Source organism: Variovorax atrisoli 110B, from assembly GCF_000382045.1.
In the GTDB taxonomy this organism is placed as follows: Bacteria; Pseudomonadota; Gammaproteobacteria; order Burkholderiales; family Burkholderiaceae_C; genus Variovorax; species Variovorax atrisoli.
The window spans coordinates 284208-309420 of the sequence record NZ_KB907451.1 but is presented as its reverse complement, the minus strand read 5'-3'; the positions used below and the strand labels follow the sequence as shown (position 1 = coordinate 309420).

Genomic DNA, 25213 nt, shown 5'->3' with positions numbered 1-25213 from the left:
GCCCGGCTACGCGATGCGCCCTTCCTGCCTCAGCCGCGCGCCGATGCGCCGGATTTCGGCCTCGCCCTGCTCGAGCGCGGCCTTGCTGGTGTGCACCGAGTAGTAGCCCATCACCAGCTCGTGCGGATGCTTCACCGCCGAGCCCAGCACGAAGGCCGTGTCGCCGTGCGCCACGAAGTCGATGGCCGCGCCCGATTCCTCGAACACCGCGAGCTCGCCCGCGGCGACGGGGCCGCCGGTGTCTCGGCCCGCTTCGAGCGCGCCCGCGCTGACGGCGATCCAACCCACCGTGTGGCCGGCCGGCGGCAGGTAGGTCCAGCGTTCGCCGTCCTTCAGCTTCACGGCTAGGTAGTTCATCGGCGAGGGCGCGGCGATGGGGCTCTGCGCCGCGCCGTAGCGCCCGAGCAGCACGCGCGCCGGGCCTTGCGCCGGCACCTGCGAGGGCGCGAGGTACATGCTCTGCGCGGGTCCGTTCTCTTCCGAAGGCGGCAGCGCCACCCACAGCTGGAAGCCGCTCACGCGCTCCACGCCCGGCGCAGGCGCACCGGTGTGCCATACGCCGTTGCCGGCGCGCATCCATTCGACGCCGCCGCCGCGCAGCGTGCCCTGCTCGCCGGTGGTGTCCTCGTACTGGGTGTCGCCTTCCATCAGCCATGTCAGCGTCGCGATGCCCGAGTGCGGATGCAGGCCGAAGCCCTTGTGGCCGCCGGTCACGTCGAAGCCGAAGAGGTCGAGGAACACGAAGGGCTTGAGGAATTCGCCCAGGTCGCCGGGGCTCATCAGCCGCGTGATGCCGCCGTGGCGCGAACCGCGCGTGCGGTAGACGATGGCGCGGGCGCCTGCCTCGATGGCCGTGCTCATCATGCGGCCTCCCTCGCGCTCTTCAGCGCCTTGGTCCACCAGGCGATGTCGTCGAGCAGCGCGGTGGCCGCCTGCGCGAGGTGCGGGAAGTCGGCGAAGCTCTTGCCCTGTTGCCAGATGCCGAGGAACTCGACCATGCCGATGTGCACCGCGTGGCGCACCGGCGCCATCTGCATCTCGACCGCCACCAGCCGCAGCTGCTCGATGGCGCGCGCCGCGCCCACGCCGCCGTAGCCCACGAAGCCGATCGGCTTGCGGATGAACTCCTTGTAGGCCCAGTCGATGGCGTTCTTCAGCACCGCGGTGGGGCCGTGGTTGTATTCGGGCGTGACGACGATCAGGCCGTCGAAGCCGGCCAGCTTCGCCTGCCAGCGCTGCGCGGCCTCGTTCTTCACCGGGCCCCAGGCCGGCGCCCCGGCTTCGTCGAAAAAGGGCAGCGGGTGGTCGCGCAGGTCGACCAGTTCGAAGGCGAGGTCGGTGCGCTGCTTCGCGATCTCGTGGATCCACTTCGCGGGCTTCTCGCCGAAGCGGCCTTCGCGGGTGGAGCCGAGGATGATGCCGATGCGGGGTTGCTGCTGGGTCATGGGGTACTCCGGAAGAGGTTGGAAGAAAGAGAGAAAAAGGAAATCAGGCCGCCGCGGCGACGGACCCGGACTGCGGCCGCAGCCGCCAGGCGACGAAGCCCGACAGCAGCGCCAGCACCACGGCCGGCGCGGGGTTGCCGCCGATCAGCAGCAGGTGCGTGGCGACGGCGCACACCATGGTCGCGAGCAGCAGCAGGCCGCCGAGGAAGCCGGTAGCGGGCACGAGCAGCAGCACCGCGCCACCGACCTCGACCAGCCCCGTCAGGTAGCGGAACCACTGGCCGAAGCCGATGGCGTCGAACACCTGGACCATCTGCTGCGCGCCGGCCAGCTTGGCAGCGCCCGCGGCGCCGAAAGCCAGCGCCAGCAGGACGCGCACGCTCCAGACGATGCGGCGCTGAGTGGGGGAGACAAGGGATGAAGTAGTCATGGGCACAAGGTTAGGCATGCACCCATTGATCGACTAGGCGGTAGAGTCGGATTGCACTCGTCCATGAATTGAAGGAATCAGCCCGCCATGTTCGACCTCAACGACGCCGCCGTCTTCGTCCAGGTGGTGCGCCACGGCAGCTTCGCCGAGGCAGGCAGGCGGCTGGGCCTGCCGCCGAACACCGTGAGCCGGCGCATCCAGCAGCTCGAGTCGCAGCTGGGCGCCCGGCTGATGCAGCGCTCCACGCGCAAGCTCACGCTGACCAGCGCCGGACAGGATTTCCACGACCGCTGCGCCGGGCTGATCGACGGCCTGGCCGCCGCCGGGCAGGCGCTGGCGGCCGGCGGCCAGGAGCCCAGCGGCCTGGTGCGCGTGGCCGCGCCGGCGGATTTCTTCGATTTCTTCCCGATGGAATGGGTGGCCGACTTCCTGGCCGCGCATCCGCTGGTCAAGCTCGATTTCGTGCTCAGCGACGCAGCCGCCGACCTGATCGCCGAGCGCATCGACGTGGCCTTCCGCGGCGGCGTGCTGCGCGACTCGGGCTACGTCGGCCGGCGGCTGGTCACCCGCAGCGCCGGCCTGCTGGCGAGCCCCGCCTACATCGCCCGGCGCGGCGAGCCGAAGAGCCTGCAGGAGCTGGCCCGGCACGACTGCGTGACCCCCTCGACCCCCACCGGCCACACCACCTGGCGACTCACCGGCCCCGACGGCGTGGAAGAGGAAGTGCAGGTCGCCGGCCGCTTCACCGGCAACACCGCCCAGGCGCTGCGCAGGGCGGCCCTGGCCGGCCTGGGCATCGCCCAGCTGCCGCCCGCGATGGCCACGCGCGACGAGCAGGCCGACGAGCTGGTGCGCGTGCTGCCGCAGTACGAATACACCGGGCGCGGGCTCAACGTCGTCTATCCGAGCCGCAAGCACCTGCCGCTGGCGGTGTCGGCCTTCATTGAGCTGGTGATGGGCAAGCTCGACCAGATGGACGTGCTCAAGTAGCCGGGCAGCCACCGCAATCCCCGGGAAAGGCCCGGCTGCGTGCGCCTTCGGGTTTCGGCCGAGAATGCGAGCCCATGAAAATCGCAAAAGACACCGTCGTCACCATCAAGTACAAGGTTTCCGACGCACAGGGCAAGCTCATCGAGGCGAGCCCCGAGCCGATGGCCTACCTGCATGGGGGCTATGAGAACACCCTGCCGAAGATCGAGGAAGCGCTCGACGGCAAGGAAAAGGGCTACCAGACCGTGCTGAACCTCGCCCCCGAAGACGCCTTCGGCGAGCGCGACGAGTCGCTGGTGCGCTCCATTCCCAAGACCGACTTCCCGCCCGGCGTGAAGGTCGGCGGCCAGCTGCAGGGCCGGCTCGACGACGGCCGCGAGCACGTCTTCACCGTGATGAAGATCAAGGGCCCGGTCGTGCTGCTCGACGGCAACCACCCCTGGGCCGGCAAGGCGCTGAAGTTCAGCCTGCAGGTGACGGACGTTCGCGCGGCGCAGCCGGTGGAGATCGAGCACCGGCATGTTCATGGGGCGCACGGGCACCATCACTGAGGCAGACTGTGGCGATGGACTTCGCCACACTCCCCAGCCTTTCAAGCTTTCTGAGCATTGCGGCTCCTTCGCTGATATGTATGGCCTTCATCTGGGTCATCTGGCGAACGGAATCCCTCCACGTACTGATGCACCGGCTGTGGCAGCTGGTTCATGGCAAGCAGGAAATCACCGATCCGGAAGTTCGCGCATTCATCGATGAGCAAACCAGCCTGATCTCGTTTCGCCTGTTCGCCGGCGTGAAGGTCAACAGCCTGGAACAGGCCCGGCAGCTCATTCAATGGGCAAAGCACAACGGCGTGCAGATGAGGGCTTTGAGCATGTGCGGCGAGCTTTTCGACGTGGAGCTTCGCCAGATCAGGCAGCACAAGCTACCGTCGCATCTGCTGCAAGGGCTACGGCTTGCAGGCGTCGCCGTCGGAATGCTGCTCTTCATCGTCAGCACGACGGCGCTTTTTCACGATCAGGCCTTCCTGAAGTTGAAAGCAACGCAGCGAACCTTCGCCGCCACAGCGAACCACGCCAAGACACTCCGGTCCGTCCTCCCGTTCGGGCCAGAGCCATTGCGTATCGACGACTGCTCACAACCAGCGAGCCTCAACGCGGCCCGGACATCTTTCACCGAGAGGGAAGTGGGCATTCTTTGCAGCGTCCTCAAAGACAAGGACACTGCGGCATTCATCAAGGATTCGCTGAAAGAACAGCGCTGGACCTGCGCGCTTCTGATCGGCTTCGCTATCTGGTTGTGCTGGATTTCCTTCCTTGCATGGGCCACGGGATACGTAGCGAGGCACTTGGCGGCTCGCCGGCTTGATCCTTCGCTGCCGGATTCCCAGCTGGCTCTGGACTTCGGCAGTTAACCGCTCTTCTTCCAGAACCTCGCCGCACCCTCGATCTTCGCGAGCGCCTCGCGGCAGGCCTTCGCTCCGGCCTCGCGCCGCGCGGTGAACCACCCTACGGCGAACCATGCGCGCGCATCGCGGGCGGCGGCCTCGCGGTACAGCGCGAGCGCGACGGCCTCGTCGTTGAATTCGCCCAATGCGTCCTGCGCGGGGCGCAGGGCCTTCAAATAGGTGTCGGCGCCTTCTTTTTTTTCATCGAACAGCGGCGCCACGAACTCGGCGAGGTAGCGCAAACGCTTGAGGCGCTTGCGCACACGGTGCTGGCTTTCGGTGTCCAGCGATTCGAAGCGTTCGCCGTCGCGCAGCACCTGCTTGTGGAGGCGCTGCAGGCGCTTTCGCAGCAGGCGGCGGGCGTCGTTGGCGCCGACCGGTGCTGATGGCGGGTCGCCTTCCGCGGCGGGCGCGGGTTCGGGTTCGGCCGGCTTCGCCGCGGTGAAGCCGATCAGCGAAACGAGCACGTTCTGGAAGGCCGGGGAGCGAACGATGTCGCCGGGCGAGGGCGCATCGGCTGCGGCTCCACCGTCGGCGGCCAACGGGTCGAAGTCCGGCGCGCCGGCTTCGCGCAGGCGGGGCTGCGCCAACTTCACGACCTGTTCGCAGTCGCGCAGTGCGCCGAGGGCGCGGAAGGCGTCTACGAGCGGGGACTCCCATTCCGCGGCCTGGGCGGCACCCGAGGCGGGGTCGAGATCGGCGAGCTCGCGCAGCGCCGTGCGCAGGCGGCGGATGCCGATGCGCAACTGGTGGATCTGCTCCTCGTCGGTGCTGCCCGCGGCGATCTCGCTTGCGTTCGGCAGCATCTGCGCAAGGCACGACGCGACCACGGCCTGCCGGATGGCCGGGCCGTCCGGATGCTGGTCCGCGAAGCGCGGCGGCTCGGCCTTCACGGCTTCCACCGTTTCCTGCGCCGCAAGCAGCCGCGCGCCGCGCTCGGCCTTCGACACGGTGCTGAACCACAGCCCATGCTGCTGCGACCAGCGCCGCGCGAGCGAGACCAGGCCCTGCACGTCGCCGCGCTTGAGTTCGAGCTCCAGCTCGCACACCGGCGATTCGCGCTGCTCGGACGTGCCGGCGTGGGCGACGACCTTGCCGACGTCCAGCGCCATCTCGATCACCGCGCCGGCGGGGCCGGTGACGCGGACGTCGCGGGTGAGCCGCACGATGTCGGTCGATTGCCGCTCGACCAGCGGCGTGCCGTCGGCGAGCAGCTTCGCGAGCCGTTCGCCCACGGGCGTGCCCTGGTGGCGCTGCGGATCCATCTGCGGCGCCGGCGCTGCAGTGCCGAGGTCGACGTTGTGCTCCAGCCGATGCAGGGCGTTGTCGCCGGTGGCCTTCACGGTCTGCACCCAGCGAGGCCCCTCCTTGCGCAGCCGCAGCACCACGCCGTCGGCGGCCAGGCGCTGGTCGGCGGTGTCGAAATAGCGGGCCTGCAGGCGGGTGCGGGCGACAGTGCCGCGCCTGAGGGCGGCTTCGACGGCCTTCAGGCGGCCGGCGGGGATGCAGAACTTGAACTCGATTTCCATGATGGCAGCCATGATGCCCGGTCCGTTTCGCCCCTTGCAATCGCGGTCGCATCGTCGGGATCGGCAGCCTCGAAAAAATATGTGGACGCCGTCCATTTGATTTGTTATCGTTTGTGGACGGCGTACACAAAGCGCCGGACAACACCCTCACAAACCTCTTTTCATCGACAGGACGACACCATGGCCACCAAGCAGATCTTCGTGAACCTCCCCGTCAAGAACCTCGACAAGACCAAGGCGTTCTTCGCCGCGCTGGGATACACCTTCAACGAGCAGTTCACCGACGCCAATGCCGCGTGCATGGTCGTCCAGAAGGACAGCATCCACGTCATGCTGCTGGTCGAGGAGTTCTTCAAGACTTTCACCACCAAGAGCATCGCCGACACCGCCAAGAGCACCGAAGTGCTGCTGTGCCTCTCGTGCGAGAGCCGCGCCGAGGTCGACGAACTGGTGGCCAAGGCCAAGGCGGCCGGCGGCACCACGCCGACCGAGCCGAAGGACTACGGCTTCATGTACGGCCACGGCTTCCAGGACCTCGACGGCCACCTGTGGGAGCTGGTCTACATGGACCCGAACGCCGCCGTGACGCACCAGAACCCCTGAGGCGGCGGCGCCGCCGCCGAGGACCCGAACGATGCCGATCGTTCCATACGCGCTCTTCACTGTTGCACGGAAGGCCTCTGGCGAAAGGCGCCGGCGGCCCGATATTCCACCCACCGGCACGGCATCATCGGCCGCGCGCCCCAAGGAAAGGAATATCCGCATGCCCGACGACAAGAACAACAACGACAGGAGCCCCGTCCTGCAGGTGAAGCCCCTGGGCTTTCCCTGGCAGACGATCGACCCGTTCCTCTTCTGCGTCTACCACGACGACGCCTACCCGAAGGCCAACGGCCGCATGGGCCCCGAGGCCTCGCTGGCCGGCCGCCAGATCGGCCAGGACTTCAGCCGCAAGGACGGCTGGAGCATGTACCACGGCGAGACGGTGCCGGGCTTTCCCTCGCACCCGCACCGCGGCTTCGAGACCGTGACCATCGTGCGCAAGGGCCTGGTCGACCACTCCGACTCGCTGGGCGCCACCGCGCGCTTCGGCGGCGGCGACGTGCAGTGGCTCACGGCCGGCAAGGGCATCGTGCATTCCGAGATGTTCCCACTGCTCGAGGCCGACTCCGCCAACCCGCTGGAGCTGTTCCAGATCTGGCTCAACCTGCCGGCGAAGAACAAGATGGCCGAGCCGCACTTCACGATGTTCTGGTCGGAGGCCATTCCGCGCTTCGTCTCCGACGACGCGAAAGGCGGCCGCACCGAGGTCGCGGTGATCGCGGGCCGGCTCGGCGACGACCCTTCCAACGGCCGGGCACCGATCCAGCCGCTGGCGCCCCCGCCCGATTCGTGGGCCGCGCAGGCCGATGCCGACGTGGCGATCTGGACGCTGAAGATGACGCCCGGCGCCCAATGGACGCTGCCCGCCGCCACCGGCGAGGGCACGCGGCGCATGCTGTACTTCTTCAAGGGGTCGGCCGCGCGGGTCGGCGGCGAGCAGGTGCGGGGGCCGGTGGCCATCGAACTGCGCGCGGGCGTGGACGTCGAGATCGCCAACGGCGACGCCGACGCCGCGGAGTTCCTGGTGCTGCAGGGCCGTCCGATCGCCGAGCCGGTGGTCCAGTACGGCCCCTTCGTGATGAACACGCAGGCCGAGATCAGCCAGACCATGGCCGACTACCGCCGCACGCAGTTCGGCGGCTGGCCCTGGGAAGACCCCGCGCCGGTGCACGGCCACGACGCGCCGCGCTTCGCCCGGCATCCGGGCGGGCGCGAGGAACTGCCGGCGGATGCGGCCGCGGCGCGCTAGAAGTTCTTGAGGATCTCGACGCCCGGGGCCGTCATGCGCGGCACGAACTCGATGACGTCGGTGCGCGCCACCCCGCCCTGCACGAAGGGGTCGCGCGCCAGCACCGCCTCCAGGCCCTCGCGGTCGCCCGAGCGCGCGAGGATCACCCCACCCTGGCGCGGCACCTGCCGGCCCGAGGCCACGAAAAGCCCGCTTTCGTAGTGCTTCTTGAGCCAGACCATGTGCGCATCCATCAGCGCGTCGACTTCCTCGAGCGGACGGATGTAGGTGAGGGTGACGATGAACATGGGCGGGAGGCGGTGATTTCGGAAGCCCTGATCCTATGGCCTCGGCGCCCATGCCGCTGAATGCAGGTGTGCGCGTGCGTAACCGGCTGCACGCCGCCGTCGAGCCGTCCGCCGCGGCGCTATTCGATCGCCACGCCGCCTTCCTTCACCAGCTTCGCTAACTTCGCCGTCTCCTCGCGGATCTGCCGCGCCATCTCTTCCTGCGTGCCGCCCAGCGGCTCGGCGCCGATGGCCTGCATGCGCTGCGCGAAGTCTGGCGAATGGATGATCTTCACCATCTCGGCGTTCAGGCGCGCCACGATCTCCTTCGGCGTGGCCGCGGGCGCCAGCACGCCGAACCAGGTGCCGATGTCGAAGCCCTTGAGCCCGGCCTCCTCCAGCGTCGGCACGTCCGGCAGCACCGACGAGCGCCGCGCGGTGGTCACCGCCAGCGCACGCAGCTTGCCGCCCTTGATGTGCTGCAGCACCGGCGTGATGGTGTCGAATGACATCGCCACCTGTCCGCCGAGCAGGTCGGTGGTGAGCGGCCCGCTGCCCTTGTAGGGCACGTGCAGCAGCTTCGTGCCGGTGCTGGCCTGGAACTGCGTGCCGATCAGGTGCTGCGCCGTGCCGTTGCCGTTGGAGCCGTAGGCCAGCTTCTCGGGCGCGGCCTTGGCGAGCACGACCAGCTCGGCCACGTTCTTCGCGGGCGTGTTCGCCGCGTTGACCACCAGCACGTTCGGCACCATCGCCACCACGGTGACGGGCGCCAGGTCCTTCTGGAAGTCGTAGGGCAGCTTCCTGTAGACGCTGGTGGCGATGGTGTGGTGCACCGCGCCCATCAGCAGCGTGTAGCCGTCGGGCCTGGCCTTGGCGACGTAGTCGGCGCCCAGCGTGGCACCGGCGCCGGGCTTGCTCTCGACCACGACCGGCTGGCCCAGCGACTGAGAGAGCTTGTCGGCCAGCGCGCGGGCCAGCACGTCGGTGGTGCCGCCGGCCGGGAAGGGCACGACGAGGCTGATCGGCCGCGCGGGCCAGCCCGCGGCGCCCGGCCCCTGCTGCGCGAAGGCGAGGGCGGTGGAGCCCAGTCCCAGCGCGATGGCTGCGGCCTGCAGCACGATGCGCCGATGCAGGCGCGCGTTCGATGAAGCGTTCATGTCTTGTCTCCGGCTCGTTGTTCTGCGCCGCGCGCTTCGAGGCGCGCGGATACCGTCGTTCGCCTGCTCGGCAGGGGCCGATCAGGCCGCCAGCCGCAGCGGTTCTGCAGCTATGTGCGCACACACCGCACGCGTCACCTCCTCGGTGGTCGCGTTGCCGCCCAGGTCGCGCGTGTGCAGCGCGGGGTTGGCCGTGACGTGCTCCACCGCGGCCATCACGCGGCGCGCGGCCTCGGCCTCGCCGAGGTGCTCCAGCAGCATCACCACCGACCAGAAGGTGCCCACGGGGTTGGCGAGCCCCTTGCCCATGATGTCGAAGGCCGAGCCGTGGATGGGCTCGAACATCGACGGATAGCGCCGCTCCGGGTCGATGTTGCCAGTGGGCGCGATGCCCAGGCTGCCCGCGAGCGCGGCCGCGAGGTCGCTGAGGATATCGGCATGCAGGTTGGTGGCGACGATGGTGTCGAGCGTGGCAGGCCGGTTGACCATGCGCGCGGTCATCGCGTCCACGAGCTCCTTGTCCCAGCGCACGTCGGGGAACTCCTTCGAGACCTGCAGCGCGATCTCGTCCCACATCACCATCGCGTGGCGCTGCGCGTTGCTCTTGGTGACCACCGTGAGCAGCTTGCGCGGGCGCGATCGCGCCAACCTGAAGGCGAAGCGCATGACGCGCTCGACGCCCGCGCGGGTCATCATGCTCACGTCGGTGGCGGCCTCGATCGGATGGCCCTGGTGCACGCGCCCGCCGACGCCGGCGTATTCACCTTCGGAGTTCTCGCGCACGATCACCCAGTTCAGGTCTTCCGCCCGGCAGCGCTTCAGCGGCGCATCGATGCCCGGCAGGATGCGCGTGGGCCGCACGTTGGCGTACTGGTCGAAGCCCTGGCAGATCTTCAGGCGCAGGCCCCACAGCGTGATGTGGTCGGGAATGTGCGGATCGCCCGCGGAGCCGAAAAGAATCGCGTCCTTGCCGCGCAGCGCCTCGAGGCCGTCGGCCGGCATCATCTCGCCGTGCTCGCGGTACCAGTCGCCGCCCCAGCCGAAGTCCTCGAAGCTGAAACGCAGCGCGCCGCCGGAGGCCTCGGCCAGCGCCTCCATCACCTGGCGGCCTGCGGGTATCACTTCCTTGCCGATGCCGTCGCCGGGAATGGTGGCGATGCTGTAGCTGCTGCTCATCGTCGATGTCCTTCTTCGTGTGTGTGGGTGCTCTGTCGGGCTCCCACTGTAGGATCGGCCGAGTCGAACGATTCACGGCAGAAGTGAATCCATCGTTAACCTGAATTCAACAATCGGATCACCCATGGCAGCCCCGGTCCAGCCCGCCGATCTCGGTTTCTTCTCTACGCTCGCGGCCAGCGGCAGCCTGAGCGCGGGGGCGCGAGAACTCGGCATCAGCACGCCCGCGGTGAGCAAGCGGCTGGCGCAGATGGAGTCGCGCCTGGGCGTCACGCTGGTGAACCGCACCACGCGGCGCATGAGCCTCACGCCCGAGGGCGAGCTCTACGTGGCGCACGCGCGCCGCATCCTCGGCGAGATCGACGACATGGCGCAGCTGCTCGGCGGCGCGAAGGGCGAGCCCCAGGGGCTGCTGCGCGTGAACGCCACGCTGGGCTTCGGGCGCAGCCACGTGGCGCCGCTGATCTCGAAGTTCGCGCGCAGGCATCCGCAGGTCGAGGTGCAGCTGCAGCTCTCGGTGAACCCGCCGCCGCTGACCGACGACGCCTTCGACGTCTGCATCCGCTTCGGCGCACCGCCCGAGGCCCGCGTGATCGCGCGGCGCATCGCGTCGAACCGGCGCCTGCTGTGCGCCTCGCCCGCCTACCTCGCGCGCGCCGGGCAGCCCAAGGTGCCCAACGACCTCACGCGGCACCGCTGCATCGGCATCCGCCAGGGCGACGAGGCCTACGGCATCTGGCGCCTGAGCAGCGGGCGCGGCACCGCGCAACGCACCGAGGCAGTGAAGACGCGCGGCATGCTCAGCACCAACGACGGCGAGATCGCGGTCAACTGGGCGCTCGACGGCCACGGCATCCTGATGCGCGCCGAGTGGGACATCGCGCGCTACCTGCGCAGCGGCCGGCTCGTGCAGGTGCTCGCCAGCTACCGCACGCCCGATGCCGACATCTACGCGGTGTACCCGCAGCGCCACCAGCTGTCGGCGCGCGTGCGAACTTTCGTCGACTTCATGGCCGCCGCGCTCGGCAAAGACGACATGCCGCCCAGGGCTTGAGCCGCGATCCGACAGGCGCCGCCTCGCGTTTCTGCTACGGTGGTTTCGAACCGATCGATGCCCCGATCGACACCCCGATCGATCTTCGACGAGAGGCCCGCCCATGCCGTTGCGCAATCCGCAGATCCTGCCGCCCGCCTTCGTGCCGCCGTACCTGCTGAGCCGGCTTGCCGAAAGCGCCAGCCCGCCGCTGAGCGAGCGCGCGGTGAGCACGCTGGCCATCGACCGCGAACATCGCGCGCTGCGCGGCCTGGTGCCGCCGGCGGTGGTGTCGAACATCACCGGCACACCGGTGCGCCCCGCACGGCCCGATTCGCCAGAGCGCGCCATCCACGACGCGGGCCACACGACCAAGCTGCCCGGCAGGCTGGTGCGCACCGAAGGCCGGCCCGCCACCGGCGACATCGCGGCCGACGAGGCCTACGAGCACCTGGGCGCGACCTGGCGGCTGTACCGCGAGGTGTACGAGCGCGACTCCATCGACGGCGCGGGCATGCCGCTGACCGGCAGCGTGCACTACGGCAAGGACTACGACAACGCCTTCTGGAACGGCGCGCAGATGGTGTTCGGAGACGGCGACGGCGAGGTGATGAACCGCTTCACCATCGCGGTGGACATCATCGGCCACGAGCTCACGCACGGCGTGATCGACCACGAGGCCGCGCTCATCTACCAGGGCCAGCCCGGCGCGCTCAACGAATCGATCTGCGACGTGTTCGGCGTGCTGGTGAAGCAGCACGTGCTGAAGCAGACCGCGCAGCAGGCCGACTGGCTCATCGGCGCGGGCCTCTTCATGTCCACCGTGAAGGCCAAGGCGTTGCGCTCGATGGCCGAGCCCGGCACCGCCTACGACGACCCGGTGATCGGCAAGGACCCGCAGCCCGCGCACATGAAGGACTTTGTCGTCACTTCGCAGGACAACGGCGGCGTGCACATCAACTCGGGCATTCCGAACCGCGCCTTCCACCTGGCGGCCGTCGCCATCGGCGGGCCGGCATGGGAGAGCGCAGGCCGCGTCTGGTACGACACGCTGCGCGACAGGCGCCTGCGCAACGATGCCGACTTCGAGGCCTTCGCGACGCTCAGCATCGATGTCGCGTCGCAGCGCTTCGGCGCCGGCAGCGCAGTCCGCAAGGCGGTCGTCGACGCCTGGCAGGCCGTGGGGGTGATCGCGCCATGATCCGCCTGCCGCCGCTGAACGAGGCGACCACCGTGCGCGTGACGCGCGAGGGCGGGCTGGCCTTCGTGCCGGGGCTGGCGCAGCCGCGCAGCTTCCGGCTGGGGGAGTGCACGCAGGAGCTGCGCCAGCAGATCGGCGACGCGCTGCACAGCGCCGTGCCCCACGCGCAACAGCAGGCCGGCGCGACGGTGTCGGGCGGCGACCAGCGCTTCTACCGCGTCGAGGTGCTCGTGCGCAGCGCTGGCGAGCAGCAGGACATCTTCGTGAGCTTCGAGGTGCCCGAGGCCGAGGCGCCGGAGGCGCTGGTGCACCTGTGGAAGGAAGCGGGCAAGCGCTGAGGCCTAGGCACCGCCCACGACCACCGATGCGATCAGCCAAACGTTGGCCGCGCCGATCACGCCGAACAGCAGCCACGCCAGCGACTTCACCACCGGGCCGTTGGCGAAGCCGCCCATCAGCGCTCGACTGCTCGTGAAGCGGATCAGCGGCCACATCGCGAAGGGCAGCTGGAAGCTCAGCACCACCTGGCTGAGCACCAGCATCTTGCCCACGCCGCCGTCGCCGAACCACCATACGCCCAGCCACGCCGGGCCCAGCGCCAGCGCGCGCGTGATGAGGCGGCGCTGCCAGCACGGGATCTTCAGGTCGAGGAAGCCTTCCATGATGATCTGGCCTGCAATGGTGCCGGTGAAGGTCGAGCTCTGCCCCGAGGCCAGCAGCGCGATGCCGAACAGCGTGGCCGCGACCGCGCTGCCGACGACGGGCTCCAGCAGCCGGTAGGCGTCGTCGATCTCCGTCACCTCGCGGTGGCCGGTGGCGTGGAAGGCGCTTGCAGCGAGCACCATGATGGCCGCGTTGACCAGCAGCGCAAGCGAGAGCGACACCACCGCGTCGAGCGTGCAGAAGCGCACCGCCTCGCGCCTCGCGGGCTCGGTGTCGGCGATCAGGCGCGTCTGCACGATCGACGAGTGAAGGTACAGGTTGTGCGGCATCACCGTCGCGCCGACGATGCCGATGGCCAGGTACAGCGCGCCCGGCTGGTGCAGCCGCTCCAGGCTCGGGCCGAAGCCCATCGCCACGCCGAACCAGTTGGGCGGCGACATCGCCAGCTCGACCACGAAGCAGGCCGCGATCGTGCCCACGAGCCCCAGCACGATGGCCTCCACGCGGCGGAAGCCCGCGCCCTGCAGGCCCAGCACCAGCAGCGTGTCGAAGGCGGTGATCGCGATGCCCACCGGGATCGACACGCCGAACAGCAGATGCAGCGCGAGCGCGCTGCCCAGCACCTCGGCGAGGTCGCAGGCCACGATGGCCAGCTCGGCGCCCAGCCACAGCAGGCGGTTGACGCGCGGCGAGTAGTGCTCGCGGCAGATGCGCGCCAGGTCCTTGCGCGCGACGATGCCCAGCCGCACGCACAGCGTCTGCAGCAGCATCGCGGCCAGGCTCGCGAGCAGCACCACGAACAACAGGCCGTAGCCGAAGCGCGAGCCGGCCTCGATGTCGGTCGCCCAGTTGCCCGGGTCCATGTAGCCGACCGACACCAGCAGGCCCGGACCCGCGTAGCGCATCAGCTTCTTGAAGAACGGCAGTTCCTGCGGGACGGCGACGCTGCCCTTGACTTCGGAAGGACAAAAGGGCGCGGTGGCCGTGCGAGGGAGCGGGAAGAACATGCGGAAGATGATAGGGACAAGACAGGGACACGGCCTTGTCGCGGACCTGACCGGCACCGCCGCGCCAAATCTCTTAGATTCGGCCGTCGCATTCAAATCGACCAACCATCCAACCAACCAACCGGAGACCCTTTCAATGATCCACGTCGTCGCCGTCATCACCGCCAAGCCCGGCCAGCGCGCCAGGCTGCTCGAAGCCTTCGCGGAGAACCGCGCAGCCGTGCTGGCCGAGGCAGGCTGCATCGAGTACGGCGCCACGGTCGATGCGCAGGGCATCCCCGCGTCGAAGGCCAGCTTCGGCCCCGACACCTTCGTCGTGATCGAGAAGTGGGAAACCCTGGCGCACCTGCAGGCGCACGCGGTCGCGCCGCACATGAAGGCCCACGGCGAGAAGACGAAGGAGCTCACCGCGGGCAAGCTGATCCACGTGCTCGAGCCGGTCTGAGACTCGCCTTAGCCCCTCCTTCCCACCTCTTCGTACCTTTCGGTTTCGCGGCTTCACGCATTCGCGCGCCGCGCGATGCGTGCTACCGTCGCGCCGGGAGCACGCGCCACCGATGCACCATGCATGCATCGCGGGCCTCGTGAAGATGCAGAGAGGGGACCGAAGGGATGGCGATCTTTAGTTCGCAGCAAGGCTGGCGTTTGCGCAGCCTGCTCTTGATAGGCGCGCTGGCAGCCGCCGTTCTGGCCACCGGCTGCGCGCCATTGCTGGCGCCGCCCTACGCGGCCGACTACGAGACCCTCGACAAGCTGGAAGCCGCGCGCCCCGGCATGGTGGCCCTCGCGAAGGCGCAGCCCTCCGATGCAAACGACAAGGTCAACACCGTGCGGCTGCGCAGCGCCCGGCTGCTGTCGCCCAGCGGCAGCTTCGCCCAGTACCTGCAGGACGCGATGATGCGCGACCTCGGCGAGATCTCCGTCTACGACCCGAAGGCGCCAACGCGCATCGCGGCGCGCGTGCTGGTCAACGAGATCGACCTCGGCGTGATCAACGGCGCGGGCCGCATGGAAGTCGAGATCACCGTCACGCGCGACGCCACGCAGCGCCTGCGCAAGACCTACCGCGCCGAGACCGCCTTCGATTCGAGCTACGCGAGCATCGTCGCCGTGCCCGCCGGGCAGGCCGCGTACCCGCGCCTCGTGCGTGCCTTGCTGCGGCAGGTGTATGCCGATCCGCAGTTCGTGGCCGCCATCGGCCGTTGACCCCTGAGGCCAGGAGGCGCTTCGATGCAATCCCTTTTTCGTCCGGCGTCCATCGCACTGTCGGCCTTGTTGCTGCTGCTCGGCGGCTGCGTGCACCCGATCACCATGATCACCGAGACCGCCCCGCCACGTTCGCAGGCGTACCTCGTGCCGAAGAAGGTCGCCTACGTGATGACCGATGCCGACCGCGACCTCGAAGTGATCACCCCCGGCGGCAGCGGCGACCGCGTGAGCTACTACCCGTACCGCGACCTGGAGAAGTCGATCCGCGATGCGCTGCGCGCCGTCTACCGCGACGTGGTCGTGCTGCGCAGCGCCGGCGACGCGAAGGCGAACGAGGCGGCGGGCGTCTCGCTGGTGTTCTCGCCGCGCATCAAGACCGATTCGAGCTCGTCCTCATGGATCAGCTGGCCGCCGACCTCGTTCACGGCCGAGGTCTCGTGCGTGGTGACCGATGCGGCGGGCACCGAGGTCACGCGCGTGCGCGCCGCGGGCAACGGCACAGCGGAGTTCGGCGAGTTCAAGGGAGACTTCGGGCTGGCTGCGCGAAGGGCCGCGACGCGGCTGACGGCGCAGTTGAGCAGCGAGATACGCAGGAACGAGAAGCTGCGATAGCGGTGAGGCGCCCGATCAAGGAGCCCAACAAAAAAAACGCGCCCGGAGGCGCGTTTTTTTATGGAAGCGGCGAAGCCTTACTTCGACACGACCTTCACCATCTCGAGGCACTTGTTCGAGTAGCCCCATTCGTTGTCGTACCAGCTCACGAGCTTCACGAAGGTGCCGTCGAGGGCGATGCCGGCTTCGGCGTCGAAGATCGAGGTGCGGGCGTCGCCGCGGAAGTCGGTGGCCACGACCTTGTCTTCGGTGTAGCCCAGCACGCCCTTGAGCGCGCCTTCGCTCTGCGCCTTCATCTCGGCGCAGATTTCCTTGTACGTCGCTTCCTTCACCAGCTCGACCGTCAGGTCGACCACCGACACGTCGGAGGTCGGCACGCGGAAGCTCATGCCGGTGAGCTTCTTGTTGAGCTCGGGGATCACCACGCCCACGGCCTTGGCGGCGCCGGTCGACGACGGGATGATGTTTTCCAGGATGCCGCGGCCGCCGCGCCAGTCCTTGTTGCTCGGGCCGTCCACGGTCTTCTGGGTGGCGGTGGCGGCGTGCACGGTGGTCATCAGGCCGCGCTTGATGCCCCACTTGTCGTTCAGCACCTTGGCCAGCGGGGCCAGGCAGTTGGTGGTGCAGCTGGCGTTGCTGATGATGGCTTCGCCGGCGTACTTCTTGTCGTTCACGCCGTAGACGAACATGGGCGTGTCGTCCTTCGACGGTGCCGACAGGATCACCTTCTTGGCGCCCGCGTCGATGTGCTTCTGCGCGGTTTCCTTGGTGAGGAAGAGGCCGGTCGATTCCAGCACCACGTCGGCGCCGACTTCGTTCCACTTCAGGTTCGCGGGATCGCGTTCCTGCGTGAGGCGGATCTTCTTGCCGTTCACGATCAGCGTGCTGCCTTCGACGGCGATGTCGCCCTTGAAGCGGCCGTGCACCGAGTCGTACTGGAGCATGTAGGCCAGGTAGTCAGGCTCGAGCAGGTCGTTGATGGCGACGATTTCGATGTCGTTCTGGAAGTTCTGCACGGCTGCGCGCAGCACGTTGCGACCGATGCGGCCGAAGCCGTTGATACCAAGTTTGATAGCCATCTGACTTGCTCCTAAGGTTGAAAAACTGTTGTGTGTCGTGAACGGCGAAGAAGGAATCGATCAGTCGCGCAGCACGGCTTCCACCGTGGCCGCGACGTTCTCCGCCGTGAAGCCGAAGTGCTTGAAGAGCACCGGCGCGGGGGCCGATTCGCCGTACGTGTCGATGCCGACGACGGCGGCGCAGCCGTACTTCCACCAGCCGCCGGTGCAGCCCATCTCCACGGCGATGCGCGGCAGCTTCTTCGGCAGCACGGCCTTCTTGTAGGCCAGGTCCTGGCGGTCGAAGGTGGTGGTCGAGGGCATCGACACCACGCGCACGGCGATCTTCTTCTCGGCCAGCAGCTTCTGGGCGGCCAGCGCGAGCGGCACTTCGGAGCCGGTCGCGATGATGACGGCCGCCGTCTTCTTGTTCTTGAGGCCGACGTTCTCGGGCTCGGAGAGCACGTAGGCGCCGCGGCTGATGTCGCCGAGTTCGCTCTTGGGCGAGTAGGCGATGTTCTGGCGACTCAGCAGCAGCGCGGTCGGGCGCGACTGGTTCTGCAGCGCCACGGCCCAGGCCACGGCGGTCTCGGCCGTATCCGACGGGCGCCAGACGTCGAGGTTCGGGATCAGGCGCAGCGACGCGGCGTGCTCGATCGACTGGTGCGTCGGGCCGTCTTCGCCCAGGCCGATGGAGTCGTGCGTGAAGACGTGGATCACGCGGCGCTTCATCAGCGCGGCCATGCGGATGGCGTTGCGGCTGTAGTCGCTGAAGGTGAGGAAGGTGCCGCCGTAGGGGATGTAGCCGCCATGCAGCGCCACGCCGTTCATGATGGCCGCCATGCCGAACTCGCGCACGCCGTAGTTGATGTGGCGGCCGATGGTGCCGTGCGGCGTTTCGGCCGGGGCTTCGGACTTGGCTTCATCTTCCGCGCCCTGCTTGCCTTCGACGGCGGGCACGTTCATGACCACCGCGCCGGTCTTCGCGTCGAAGCGCAGCGCGGCGGTGCTCTTGGTGTTGGTGAGGTTCGAGCCGGTCAGGTCGGCGCTGCCGCCGAGCATCTCGGGCAGCGCGGCGGTGAAGGCTTCGAGCGCGAGCTGGCTGGCCTTGCGGCTGGCGACGGTCTCGGCCTTGGTGTGTGCGGCGACCACGGTGTCGAACGCCACCTGGTGGAAGTCCTTGGGCAGCTCGCCCTTCATGCGGCGGGTGAACTCGGCAGCCAGCTCAGGGTAGGCGGCGGCGTAGGCGGCGAACTTGGCGTTCCACTCGGCTTCGATGTTGGCGCCGGCTTCCTTGTGGTCCCAGTCGGCGTACGCCTCGGCCGGGATCTCGAAGGGCGGGTAGTGCCAGTCGATGGCGTCGCGCGTGAGCTTGATTTCTTCGGCGCCCAGCGCCTCGCCGTGGGCCTTGGCGGTGCCGGCGCGGTTCGGGCTGCCCTTGCCGATGACGGTCTTGCAGTTGATGAGCGTGGGCTTGTCGGTCGACAGCTTGGCCTTGGCGATGGCCTTGGACACTTCGGCGGCGTCGTTGCCGTCGATCGGGCCGATCACATGCCAGCCATAGGCGTGGAAGCGTTCGGCCACGTTGTCGATGTACCAGGGCTTGACCTGGCCGTCGATGCTGATGCCGTTGTCGTCGTACAGCGCGATCAGCTTGTTCAGGTGCCAGGCGCCGGCCAGCGCGCAGGCCTCATGGCTGATGCCTTCCATCATGCAGCCGTCGCCCAGGAAGGCGTAGGTGTGATGGTCGACCACGGTGTGGTCCTTGCGGTTGAACTCGGCCGACAGCAGCTTCTCGGCCAGCGCGAAGCCCACAGCGTTGGTGATGCCCTGGCCCAGCGGGCCGGTGGTGGTCTCGACGCCCGGAGTCACGTCCACTTCGGGGTGGCCGGCGGTCTTGCTGTGCAGCTGGCGGAAGTTCTTGAGTTCGCCGATGGGCAGGTCGTAGCCGGTGAGATGCAGCACCGAGTACAGCAGCATCGAGGCGTGGCCGTTCGACAGCACGAAGCGGTCGCGGTCGAACCAGTGCGGGTTGGCAGGGTTGTAGCGAAGGTGATCGCCCCAGAGTGCGACGGCCATGTCGGCCATGCCCATCGGTGCGCCCGGATGTCCGGAATTTGCTTGTTGGACGGCATCCATGGCCAGTGCGCGGATTGCGTTGGCCATCAGGGCGTGGTTTGCCATGTGCGGTGGACTTTCGGAGGGAAAAGGGAGGTTGGGGTGGGGAGAACCCGCGATTTTACCGGGCGAGCCCCGAACGCTCCCGATACGGCCCGAACACCCTTCCGATGCTCCTGTGCGCCTGGGCACCAGGGCGGACTGCTAGAGTTGCCACCCATGCACGGGCTGCACCTCACCGCCGACCTCCACGACTGCCAATGCGGCCCCCAGTGGCTCACCGATCGCGATGCCCTCGGCGCGGTCTGCCTCAAGGCGGTGGCGGCCGCCGGGCTGCAGGCGGTGGGCAAGCTGATCCACGGCTTCCCGGCCACGCCACAGGGCCCGGGCGGGGTCACCGCCACGGTGCTGCTGGCCGAATCGCACCTTTGCATCCACACGTGGCCCGAACAGCGCGGCGTGACGCTGGACGTGTACGTCTGCAACTTCAGCGGCGACCACTCGGCCAAGGCGCATGCGCTGATGGAATGCCTGGTGTCGCTGTTCCAGCCTCGGCACAGCGAACGCAACGAGCTGCAGCGCGGACGGGTCGCGGCGTGAGCGGCAACGCGGTGCGCGCCATGATCCTGGCCGCCGGGCGCGGCGAGCGCATGCGGCCCCTGACCGATGCCACCCCCAAGCCCCTGCTGGAGGTGCACGGCAAGCCCCTGATGCAATGGCCGATGGAGGCGCTGGCCGACGGCGGCTTCACCGAACTGGTCGTCAACACCGACTGGCTCGGCGCCCAGATTTCGGAACGGTTCGGCGCAAAACCCTTGTTGAGCGGTCATTCCGCGCTATCGATTTCATACTCCGACGAGGGCCGCGACTTCGGCGGTGCGCTGGAAACAGCCGGCGGCATCGTGCGCGCGCTGCCCCTGCTGGGCGACGTGTTCTGGGTCGCGGCGGGTGACGTATTCGCGCCCGGATTCGCCTTCACGCAGGCCTCGGTCGACCGGTTCGTGGCCAGCAACAGGCTCGCGCACCTCTGGCTGGTGCCCAACCCCGCGCACAACCCCAAGGGCGATTTCGGCCTCTCGCCGGATGGCCTCGCGCTCAACACCGCCGACCAGAAATACACCTTCTCGACCATCGGCCTGTACCGCGCGGCGCTCTTCGCGCCGCCCTATTGCGACATCCCGAACGGCAACCCGGCCGGCCGCAAAGCCCCGCTGGCGCCGATCCTGCGCGCCGCGATGGACAATGAACTCGTGAGCGCCGAGCTCTACACCGGCCCCTGGACCGACGTGGGAACCCCCGAACGGCTCGCCCAACTGAACACGCCAACAAGATGACCGCAGCAGACATCGCCACCACGATCTACGCCGAGCGCCGCGCGCGCCTCGCCTCACAACTGGGCAAGGACGGCATCGCCATCATCCCGACCGCGCCCGAGCGGCCGCGCAACCGCGATACCGACTTCCTGTATCGCCACGACAGCTACTTCTATTACCTGACCGGCTTCACCGAGCCCAACGCCTGGCTGGTGCTGGCGGGCGACGGCCGCTCGACGCTGTTCTGCGCGCCCAAGGACATCGAGCGAGAGATCTGGGACGGCTACCGCCTGGGCCCCGACGCGGCGCCCGCGGCACTCGGCGTCGACGAGGCCTTCCCCGTCACCGAACTCGACGCGAAGCTGCCCAAGCTGCTGGAGAACCGCGCCACCGTGTGGTTTCCCTTCGCCATCCACAAGGGCCTGGAAAGCCGCGTCGACGGCTGGCTGCAATCGGTGCGCGCGCGCGTGCGCTACGGCGCGCTGTGCCCCGACGAGCAACGCGACCTGTGCGGCCCGCTCGACGAGATGCGCCTGGTCAAGGACGCGCACGAGCAGGACATCATGCGCCGCGCCGCGCAGATCAGCGCCCGCGCGCACGTGCGTGCGATGCAGCTGTCGGCCCGCATGCTGCGCGAGGACAAGGACGCCCGCGAGTACCACCTCGACGCCGAGCTGCTGCACGAATTCCGCCTGGGCGGCTCGCAGTACCCCGCGTACTACTCCATCGTCGCGGCCGGCGCGAATGCCTGCGTGCTGCACTACCGCGCCGACGCCGCGCCCGTGCGCAAGGGTGAGCTGGTGCTGATCGACGCGGGCTGCGAGCTCGACGGCTATGCCAGCGACATCACCCGCACCTTCCCCGCCGACGGCAAGTTCACCGGCCCGCAGCGCGCGCTGTACGACCTGGTGCTGGCCAGCCAGGACGCGGCGGCTGCGGCCACCAAGGCCGGCAACCGCTTCAACGACCCGCACGACGCGGCGGTGCGGGTGCTGGCGCAGGGCATGCTCGACTTCGGCCTGCTCGACGCCAACAAGGTCGGCAGCGTCGACGACGTGATCGACAAGCGCGCCTACTTCCAGTTCTACATGCACCGCACCGGCCACTGGCTCGGCATGGACGTGCACGACTGCGGCAGCTACGTCGAGCCCACGCAGGTCGGCGAGGTGAGCGAGCGCAAGGACCCGCTGTCGAACGAGGTCATCAAGAACCGGCCGAGCCGCATCCTGCACCCCGGCATGGTTCTCACGCTGGAGCCCGGCATCTACGTGCGCCCCGCCGAGGGCGTGCCCGAGCAGTTCCACAACATCGGCATCCGCATCGAGGACGACGCGATCGTCACCGCCACCGGCTGCGAACTCATCTCGCGCGGCGTGCCGGTGAAGGCGGACGAGATCGAGGCGCTGATGCGGGCTTGACCGCCCGCTGCGACACCGGCGGCGGCGCGTGCCGCGCCTGCAGGAAGTCGATGAACACCCGCAGCTTGCGCGGCATCTGCGCGCGGCTCGGGTAGTAGAGATAGAAGCCCGGGAAGGTCGGCCACCAGGGCTCCAGCAGCGGCACGAGGCGGCCGCTCGCGAAGTCCTCCCGCACCGCTCCTTCGAACGACGTCGCGATGCCCGCGCCCGAGCGCGCGGCCGCGAGCAGCAGGTCTGCGTCGTTGCTGACGAGCGGGCCTGCGAGCTCCACGTCGAGCACGCGCCCGTCCTGCGCGTATTCCCAGCGATAGAGGCCGCCGGTGGTCAGGCGGTAGTTCAGGCAGCGGTGCTCGCGCAGGTCCTCGGGCGTGCGCGGCGGCTTGCGCCCCTTCAGGTAGCTGGGCGCCGCGTACGTCACCATGCGCAGCGGCCCGCCCACCGGAACGGCCACCACGTCCTGCGCGAGGCTCTCGCCCAGGCGGATGCCGGCGTCGAAGCCGCCTTCCACGAGGTCGACCATGCGGTTGTCGCAGACGAACTCGAGCGTGATGTCCGGATAGGCATCGGCGAACGCGCCGAAGTGCGGGAAGAAGAGCAGTTCCGCCGCCACGCGCGAGACGTTCAGGCGCAGCAACCCTGCCGGCCTGTCGCGCGCCTCGTCGATGCCCTCGACCGCCTGCGCGAGCGCGGCCAGGCCCTGTTGCGCACCCGCGAGGAACTGCTGCCCCAGCTCCGTCACGCCGACGCGCCGCGTGGTGCGGTCCAGCAGCCGCACGCCGAGCTTCTGCTCCAGCGTACGGACGGTCTGCGAGAGAGCCGATGGCGACACCCCGAGCTCCTCGGCGGCGCGCGTGAAGCTGGCGTGGTGCGCCACGCGGGCGAAGGCGGCGATGGCCGGAAGCAGTTCGGGCGACATGGTGGCCATTATGAAGACCGGCTTCACAAAGCATTCGATCCAGCCGGCTTTTTCAGGAGCAATCGCGCCAATACCTTCGAGGCCATGGCAGTGCGGCTGCCTCCGCCAAATAGAGTTCTTTACCGAAAAATTAAGTCCTTTCCCGCAAAATTTAGTTCTTAACTAGCGGCGCCTCCTCTTCCATCCCGATGGACCAGTTTGAGGTGACAGGGGCGAGTTCACGCACGGCGAAAGTGACCACCGCCTCAGCAACTCGAACTCCTCTTGACGTGATATCGCCCCGCGGCCTCTGCATTCCGGACTGCTGTTAGCCATGAGGCCCGCGAGCAGCCACCGACGCCGCGTCGAGCCTCGCCTCAAACTCAGCGACGAAGAGTCCCATATCGATACCCACTGCGGCGGCCCAGTGCCGCAACTCAACAAAGTCGATACGTCGGGCTCCGCGCTCAACTTTGCTGAGGTCACTTTGGGTCATGCCGAGTTTCTTCGCCAACTCCACTTGGGTCATTTCCCTCGCTTGCCTGAACTCTCGTAGGAGAGTAGTCACCAGCTTGCTTTGCCGGCTGTAAATCGTTTTCTGCATGAGCCACGTCCTTGTGGCTCGCACCCTGAAGTTCGTTATGGAATAGTGGAAATTCGACTATTCTTCGAATCTCGGGCCGAAGTGATTCGGCCAGCAGCAGCTCTCGGTCAAGGCCGGATCGTTTTTGCTGCGGATACAGAACAGGACGAGGAATGAGAACAGAACCGACACAACCTTCAGTCGAGAGCACGGCCGCGAATATCGGCGGCGCCGTAAAGAAAAGCAGTGGTCTTTCACGGTGGCGCCTGGAGGCTCAGTCGTGACGCTTCCCCTCCTGGCAATGCTCGCCGTCGCCGTGGCTCTCTTCTACTGGGCCTGGATCGCATCGCCTCGTTCGATCCAGACTGGACGCGAGCAAATGCTGCGGGAACAAGGCCACGCAGCCGGCGCGACCTTCTTCCCGGTCGATCCCCGACGCATGCTGGGCGACTGGGACGGAACCAGCATCCTGTTCGACACCGATGCACGCAAAGCCTGCATCGTCTTTCGTGGAAAGTCCGCCCTGACAGTCGACTTCGACTACTTCCGGACCTGGCAGCTCTTGTGGACCGAAGACTTCAGGCAACCGGCGATGTGGCGCTTTCAGCACGTGCATTTCCTCTTCGAGACCAATGACTTCGATCGCCCGACGATCCGCGTCGCCGTGCCTTCCATGTCCTATGGCAAGACATGGAACGCCAAGCTCTCGATCCTGATGTCTTGAGTGCCGTTCTGAGAATGGACCTGCTGACGTGAAACTGCTCATCCTTTCGGACCTGCACCTTGAGTTCGGCATCTTCAACGTCCCGAAGATCGACTACGACGTCGTGATCCTTGCCGGGGACATCTTCGTGCCCGGCTCCAAGGCCATGCGCTGGGCTCGCCGGCCGGGAAACTTTGGGGAAACAGCCCCCATCCTGTTCGTGCCCGGCAACCATGAGTACTACGAAGGTGTCTACCAGACCTCGCTCAAGGAAATGGCGCTCACCGCGAGGTCGTGCAACGTGCATCTCCTGGCACCGGGCGAGGCCGTGATCGCCGGCGTCCGATTTCTGGGCTGCACCCTGTGGAGCGACTTCGAACTGTCGATCCAGACCAAGGCGGGGTCTCTGGTCGACGCCGAGCGGGCCATGAAGACGGCCAAGATCCATCTCAACGATTACTCGTCCATCCGGTGGGCCGAGGTGCCGGAACCGTCCGAAGCTCAGGCGGCAGCCAAACCCAAGAAGCGGCGATTGACGCCCGAGGACACACGGGCACTCCATCTGAGCGATCGTGCGTGGCTGGCCCAGAAGCTGGCCGAGTCCTTTGCAGGGCCAACGGTGGTCGTGACTCACCATGCCCCGCACCGGAATTCGCTCGCGCCGCACTATCAGTCCAACTGGCTGTCCCCGGCCTTCGTAAGCGAGCTTCCAGACTCCTTCTTCGAAGTGCCGTCACTCTGGGTGCACGGCCACCTCCACGAGAGCCATAGCTATGGCGTCGGCAATTGCCGGGTGGTGTGCAACCCGCGAGGGTACGTGCGAGATGGTCGAGACCATGAAAACAAGCAGTTCGACCCAGGGTTGGTGGTCGAGCTATGAGTGACATCCTGTCATCCACCCGTGCGATCCAGCAAGTGCTGGCTGCCGCGACTGCGGTCTCGGGCGGGGACCTCGTGGCGGCCGTCCTCTGGTACAGAAACGAGCCACTCGCGCTGTTTGACAACAGGACCGCTGAGTCGCTGGTAGCCGAAGGGTGGGCCGCCGATGTACTCAATCTTCTGGAGTCCATCCAGGCTGGGTTTGTTGGATGACATCCCCGCGCACCACCCA

29 protein-coding genes are annotated in these 25213 nt (G+C 67.9%); 17 read left to right on the top strand and 12 right to left on the bottom strand.

Annotation, left to right across the window (positions count from 1 at the left end):
- Positions 1 to 6: 6 nt before the first annotated feature.
- From G369_RS0109495 to G369_RS0109485, 3 genes are read right to left on the bottom strand one after another with little or no spacing between them, the layout of a single operon-like run.
- Positions 7 to 864: a pirin family protein gene (locus tag G369_RS0109495; RefSeq protein WP_020723016.1), complete on the bottom strand. Its 858-nt coding sequence runs from the start codon at positions 862 to 864 to the stop codon at positions 7 to 9.
- Positions 861 to 1445, bottom strand: a complete 585-nt coding sequence (locus G369_RS0109490; RefSeq protein WP_019653761.1) for an NADPH-dependent FMN reductase — start codon at positions 1443 to 1445, stop codon at positions 861 to 863. Before G369_RS0109490 ends, G369_RS0109495 begins: the two co-directional genes overlap by 4 nt.
- 43 nt (positions 1446 to 1488) lie before the next feature.
- Complete coding sequence (locus G369_RS0109485) at positions 1489 to 1875, bottom strand: DoxX family protein (protein WP_019653760.1); 387 nt, start codon at positions 1873 to 1875, stop codon at positions 1489 to 1491.
- 87 nt (positions 1876 to 1962) lie between these two features.
- On the opposite strand from G369_RS0109485, the gene G369_RS0109480 reads away from it, so the two are divergent.
- The 3 genes from G369_RS0109480 to G369_RS0109470 all read left to right on the top strand — a co-directional run bounded on the left by G369_RS0109480 (position 1963) and on the right by G369_RS0109470 (position 4276).
- On the top strand, positions 1963 to 2865 hold the full coding sequence (locus G369_RS0109480) for a LysR family transcriptional regulator (protein WP_019653759.1): 903 nt from the start codon (positions 1963 to 1965) through the stop codon (positions 2863 to 2865).
- Positions 2866 to 2939: 74 nt separating this feature from the next.
- Entirely contained in the window at positions 2940 to 3416 is a 477-nt protein-coding gene (locus G369_RS0109475; RefSeq protein ID WP_019653758.1) for an FKBP-type peptidyl-prolyl cis-trans isomerase, read from the top strand.
- Positions 3417 to 3430: 14 nt separating this feature from the next.
- Entirely contained in the window at positions 3431 to 4276 is an 846-nt protein-coding gene (locus tag G369_RS0109470) for a DUF6216 family protein (protein ID WP_020723015.1), read from the top strand.
- Here the strand turns inward: G369_RS0109470 and G369_RS0109465 are convergent.
- Entirely contained in the window at positions 4273 to 5850 is a 1578-nt protein-coding gene (locus G369_RS0109465; protein ID WP_019653756.1) for a CYTH and CHAD domain-containing protein, read from the bottom strand. The two genes, G369_RS0109470 and G369_RS0109465, sit on opposite strands and share 4 nt — an antisense overlap.
- Before the next feature lie 168 nt (positions 5851 to 6018).
- Between G369_RS0109465 and G369_RS0109460 the strand changes: the two genes are divergently transcribed.
- Together G369_RS0109460 and G369_RS0109455 are read left to right on the top strand one after the other, a co-directional pair.
- Positions 6019 to 6441, top strand: coding sequence for a VOC family protein (locus tag G369_RS0109460; protein ID WP_019653755.1), 423 nt, complete (start codon positions 6019 to 6021; stop codon positions 6439 to 6441).
- 160 nt (positions 6442 to 6601) lie between these two features.
- The gene (locus tag G369_RS0109455; protein WP_019653754.1) at positions 6602 to 7690 is read left to right on the top strand and encodes a pirin family protein; all 1089 of its coding nucleotides are present in this window, start codon (positions 6602 to 6604) and stop codon (positions 7688 to 7690) included.
- On the opposite strand, the gene G369_RS0109450 is transcribed toward G369_RS0109455, so the two are convergent.
- From G369_RS0109450 to G369_RS0109440, 3 genes are all read right to left on the bottom strand, one after another.
- Complete coding sequence (locus tag G369_RS0109450; protein ID WP_019653753.1) at positions 7687 to 7977, bottom strand: YciI family protein; 291 nt, start codon at positions 7975 to 7977, stop codon at positions 7687 to 7689. The genes G369_RS0109455 and G369_RS0109450 overlap by 4 nt on opposite strands.
- A 119-nt stretch (positions 7978 to 8096) precedes the next feature.
- Entirely contained in the window at positions 8097 to 9113 is a 1017-nt protein-coding gene (locus tag G369_RS0109445; protein ID WP_019653752.1) for a Bug family tripartite tricarboxylate transporter substrate binding protein, read from the bottom strand.
- 81 nt (positions 9114 to 9194) lie between these two features.
- The gene (locus tag G369_RS0109440; protein WP_019653751.1) at positions 9195 to 10289 is read right to left on the bottom strand and encodes a tartrate dehydrogenase; all 1095 of its coding nucleotides are present in this window, start codon (positions 10287 to 10289) and stop codon (positions 9195 to 9197) included.
- 124 nt (positions 10290 to 10413) lie between these two features.
- On the opposite strand from G369_RS0109440, the gene G369_RS0109435 reads away from it, so the two are divergent.
- From G369_RS0109435 to G369_RS0109425, 3 genes are all read left to right on the top strand, one after another.
- Positions 10414 to 11343: a LysR family transcriptional regulator gene (locus G369_RS0109435; protein ID WP_019653750.1), complete on the top strand. Its 930-nt coding sequence runs from the start codon at positions 10414 to 10416 to the stop codon at positions 11341 to 11343.
- 103 nt (positions 11344 to 11446) lie between these two features.
- Complete coding sequence (locus G369_RS0109430) at positions 11447 to 12523, top strand: M4 family metallopeptidase (protein ID WP_019653749.1); 1077 nt, start codon at positions 11447 to 11449, stop codon at positions 12521 to 12523.
- Positions 12520 to 12861: a protealysin inhibitor emfourin gene (locus tag G369_RS0109425; RefSeq protein ID WP_019653748.1), complete on the top strand. Its 342-nt coding sequence runs from the start codon at positions 12520 to 12522 to the stop codon at positions 12859 to 12861. Before G369_RS0109430 ends, G369_RS0109425 begins: the two co-directional genes overlap by 4 nt.
- 3 nt (positions 12862 to 12864) lie before the next feature.
- Here the strand turns inward: G369_RS0109425 and G369_RS0109420 are convergent, their stop codons facing one another.
- The gene (locus tag G369_RS0109420) at positions 12865 to 14193 is read right to left on the bottom strand and encodes an Nramp family divalent metal transporter (protein ID WP_019653747.1); all 1329 of its coding nucleotides are present in this window, start codon (positions 14191 to 14193) and stop codon (positions 12865 to 12867) included.
- A gap of 136 nt (positions 14194 to 14329) precedes the next feature.
- Between G369_RS0109420 and G369_RS0109415 the strand changes: the two genes are divergently transcribed.
- From G369_RS0109415 to G369_RS35585, 3 genes are all read left to right on the top strand, one after another.
- Positions 14330 to 14638, top strand: a complete 309-nt coding sequence (locus G369_RS0109415) for a putative quinol monooxygenase (protein WP_019653746.1) — start codon at positions 14330 to 14332, stop codon at positions 14636 to 14638.
- A gap of 167 nt (positions 14639 to 14805) precedes the next feature.
- Positions 14806 to 15399: a hypothetical protein gene (locus G369_RS0109410; RefSeq protein ID WP_026346290.1), complete on the top strand. Its 594-nt coding sequence runs from the start codon at positions 14806 to 14808 to the stop codon at positions 15397 to 15399.
- 24 nt (positions 15400 to 15423) lie between these two features.
- The gene (locus G369_RS35585; RefSeq protein ID WP_020723014.1) at positions 15424 to 16014 is read left to right on the top strand and encodes a hypothetical protein; all 591 of its coding nucleotides are present in this window, start codon (positions 15424 to 15426) and stop codon (positions 16012 to 16014) included.
- Positions 16015 to 16091: 77 nt separating this feature from the next.
- Here G369_RS35585 and gap read toward each other — a convergent pair whose 3' ends face one another.
- Together gap and G369_RS0109395 are read right to left on the bottom strand one after the other, a co-directional pair.
- On the bottom strand, positions 16092 to 17093 hold the full coding sequence (gap, locus tag G369_RS0109400; RefSeq protein WP_019653743.1) for a type I glyceraldehyde-3-phosphate dehydrogenase: 1002 nt from the start codon (positions 17091 to 17093) through the stop codon (positions 16092 to 16094).
- A 60-nt stretch (positions 17094 to 17153) separates the two neighbouring features.
- Positions 17154 to 19256 (bottom strand): transketolase family protein, encoded by a 2103-nt coding sequence (locus G369_RS0109395; RefSeq protein WP_019653742.1) that lies wholly within the window; start codon positions 19254 to 19256, stop codon positions 17154 to 17156.
- Between the two features lie 153 nt (positions 19257 to 19409).
- On the opposite strand from G369_RS0109395, the gene speD reads away from it, so the two are divergent.
- Genes speD through G369_RS0109380 form a run of 3 tightly spaced genes read left to right on the top strand, consistent with a single transcriptional unit; the run spans position 19410 to position 21921 of the window.
- A complete protein-coding gene (speD, locus tag G369_RS0109390; RefSeq protein ID WP_019653741.1) occupies positions 19410 to 19790 on the top strand; it encodes an adenosylmethionine decarboxylase in 381 nt (126 codons plus the stop codon).
- A 20-nt stretch (positions 19791 to 19810) separates the two neighbouring features.
- Entirely contained in the window at positions 19811 to 20524 is a 714-nt protein-coding gene (locus G369_RS0109385) for a nucleotidyltransferase family protein (RefSeq protein WP_026346289.1), read from the top strand.
- On the top strand, positions 20521 to 21921 hold the full coding sequence (locus tag G369_RS0109380; RefSeq protein WP_019653739.1) for an aminopeptidase P N-terminal domain-containing protein: 1401 nt from the start codon (positions 20521 to 20523) through the stop codon (positions 21919 to 21921). The genes G369_RS0109385 and G369_RS0109380 overlap by 4 nt, the downstream gene beginning before the upstream one ends.
- On the opposite strand, the gene G369_RS0109375 is transcribed toward G369_RS0109380, so the two are convergent.
- Together G369_RS0109375 and G369_RS0109370 are read right to left on the bottom strand one after the other, a co-directional pair.
- On the bottom strand, positions 21863 to 22837 hold the full coding sequence (locus G369_RS0109375) for a LysR family transcriptional regulator (protein ID WP_026346288.1): 975 nt from the start codon (positions 22835 to 22837) through the stop codon (positions 21863 to 21865). The two genes, G369_RS0109380 and G369_RS0109375, sit on opposite strands and share 59 nt — an antisense overlap.
- 307 nt (positions 22838 to 23144) lie before the next feature.
- A complete protein-coding gene (locus G369_RS0109370) occupies positions 23145 to 23420 on the bottom strand; it encodes a helix-turn-helix domain-containing protein (protein ID WP_019653737.1) in 276 nt (91 codons plus the stop codon).
- 259 nt (positions 23421 to 23679) lie between these two features.
- Between G369_RS0109370 and G369_RS0109365 the strand changes: the two genes are divergently transcribed.
- The 3 genes from G369_RS0109365 to G369_RS0109355 are packed head-to-tail and all read left to right on the top strand — an operon-like array spanning position 23680 to position 25194.
- Positions 23680 to 24123 (top strand): hypothetical protein, encoded by a 444-nt coding sequence (locus G369_RS0109365; RefSeq protein WP_157773673.1) that lies wholly within the window; start codon positions 23680 to 23682, stop codon positions 24121 to 24123.
- A 28-nt stretch (positions 24124 to 24151) separates the two neighbouring features.
- Positions 24152 to 24982 (top strand): metallophosphoesterase, encoded by an 831-nt coding sequence (locus tag G369_RS0109360; RefSeq protein ID WP_019653735.1) that lies wholly within the window; start codon positions 24152 to 24154, stop codon positions 24980 to 24982.
- A complete protein-coding gene (locus G369_RS0109355) occupies positions 24979 to 25194 on the top strand; it encodes an antitoxin Xre/MbcA/ParS toxin-binding domain-containing protein (protein WP_019653734.1) in 216 nt (71 codons plus the stop codon). The genes G369_RS0109360 and G369_RS0109355 overlap by 4 nt, the downstream gene beginning before the upstream one ends.
- The last annotated feature ends 19 nt before the right edge of the window (positions 25195 to 25213 follow it).

Excerpts from the sequence above, each read along its gene's own strand:
- G369_RS0109495 (WP_020723016.1), bottom strand. The coding sequence starts at position 864 with ATGATGAGCACGGCCATCGAGGCAGGCGCCCGCGCCATCGTCTACCGC.
- G369_RS0109490 (WP_019653761.1), bottom strand. The coding sequence starts at position 1,445 with ATGACCCAGCAGCAACCCCGCATCGGCATCATCCTCGGCTCCACCCGC.
- G369_RS0109485 (WP_019653760.1), bottom strand. The coding sequence starts at position 1,875 with ATGACTACTTCATCCCTTGTCTCCCCCACTCAGCGCCGCATCGTCTGG.
- G369_RS0109480 (WP_019653759.1), top strand. The coding sequence starts at position 1,963 with ATGTTCGACCTCAACGACGCCGCCGTCTTCGTCCAGGTGGTGCGCCAC.
- G369_RS0109475 (WP_019653758.1), top strand. The coding sequence starts at position 2,940 with ATGAAAATCGCAAAAGACACCGTCGTCACCATCAAGTACAAGGTTTCC.
- G369_RS0109470 (WP_020723015.1), top strand. The coding sequence starts at position 3,431 with ATGGACTTCGCCACACTCCCCAGCCTTTCAAGCTTTCTGAGCATTGCG.
- G369_RS0109465 (WP_019653756.1), bottom strand. The coding sequence starts at position 5,850 with ATGGCTGCCATCATGGAAATCGAGTTCAAGTTCTGCATCCCCGCCGGC.
- G369_RS0109460 (WP_019653755.1), top strand. The coding sequence starts at position 6,019 with ATGGCCACCAAGCAGATCTTCGTGAACCTCCCCGTCAAGAACCTCGAC.
- G369_RS0109455 (WP_019653754.1), top strand. The coding sequence starts at position 6,602 with ATGCCCGACGACAAGAACAACAACGACAGGAGCCCCGTCCTGCAGGTG.
- G369_RS0109450 (WP_019653753.1), bottom strand. The coding sequence starts at position 7,977 with ATGTTCATCGTCACCCTCACCTACATCCGTCCGCTCGAGGAAGTCGAC.
- G369_RS0109445 (WP_019653752.1), bottom strand. The coding sequence starts at position 9,113 with ATGAACGCTTCATCGAACGCGCGCCTGCATCGGCGCATCGTGCTGCAG.
- G369_RS0109440 (WP_019653751.1), bottom strand. The coding sequence starts at position 10,289 with ATGAGCAGCAGCTACAGCATCGCCACCATTCCCGGCGACGGCATCGGC.
- G369_RS0109435 (WP_019653750.1), top strand. The coding sequence starts at position 10,414 with ATGGCAGCCCCGGTCCAGCCCGCCGATCTCGGTTTCTTCTCTACGCTC.
- G369_RS0109430 (WP_019653749.1), top strand. The coding sequence starts at position 11,447 with ATGCCGTTGCGCAATCCGCAGATCCTGCCGCCCGCCTTCGTGCCGCCG.
- G369_RS0109425 (WP_019653748.1), top strand. The coding sequence starts at position 12,520 with ATGATCCGCCTGCCGCCGCTGAACGAGGCGACCACCGTGCGCGTGACG.
- G369_RS0109420 (WP_019653747.1), bottom strand. The coding sequence starts at position 14,193 with ATGTTCTTCCCGCTCCCTCGCACGGCCACCGCGCCCTTTTGTCCTTCC.
- G369_RS0109415 (WP_019653746.1), top strand. The coding sequence starts at position 14,330 with ATGATCCACGTCGTCGCCGTCATCACCGCCAAGCCCGGCCAGCGCGCC.
- G369_RS0109410 (WP_026346290.1), top strand. The coding sequence starts at position 14,806 with ATGGCGATCTTTAGTTCGCAGCAAGGCTGGCGTTTGCGCAGCCTGCTC.
- G369_RS35585 (WP_020723014.1), top strand. The coding sequence starts at position 15,424 with ATGCAATCCCTTTTTCGTCCGGCGTCCATCGCACTGTCGGCCTTGTTG.
- gap (WP_019653743.1), bottom strand. The coding sequence starts at position 17,093 with ATGGCTATCAAACTTGGTATCAACGGCTTCGGCCGCATCGGTCGCAAC.
- G369_RS0109395 (WP_019653742.1), bottom strand. The coding sequence starts at position 19,256 with ATGGCAAACCACGCCCTGATGGCCAACGCAATCCGCGCACTGGCCATG.
- speD (WP_019653741.1), top strand. The coding sequence starts at position 19,410 with ATGCACGGGCTGCACCTCACCGCCGACCTCCACGACTGCCAATGCGGC.
- G369_RS0109385 (WP_026346289.1), top strand. The coding sequence starts at position 19,811 with ATGATCCTGGCCGCCGGGCGCGGCGAGCGCATGCGGCCCCTGACCGAT.
- G369_RS0109380 (WP_019653739.1), top strand. The coding sequence starts at position 20,521 with ATGACCGCAGCAGACATCGCCACCACGATCTACGCCGAGCGCCGCGCG.
- G369_RS0109375 (WP_026346288.1), bottom strand. The coding sequence starts at position 22,837 with ATGTCGCCCGAACTGCTTCCGGCCATCGCCGCCTTCGCCCGCGTGGCG.
- G369_RS0109370 (WP_019653737.1), bottom strand. The coding sequence starts at position 23,420 with ATGCAGAAAACGATTTACAGCCGGCAAAGCAAGCTGGTGACTACTCTC.
- G369_RS0109355 (WP_019653734.1), top strand. The coding sequence starts at position 24,979 with ATGAGTGACATCCTGTCATCCACCCGTGCGATCCAGCAAGTGCTGGCT.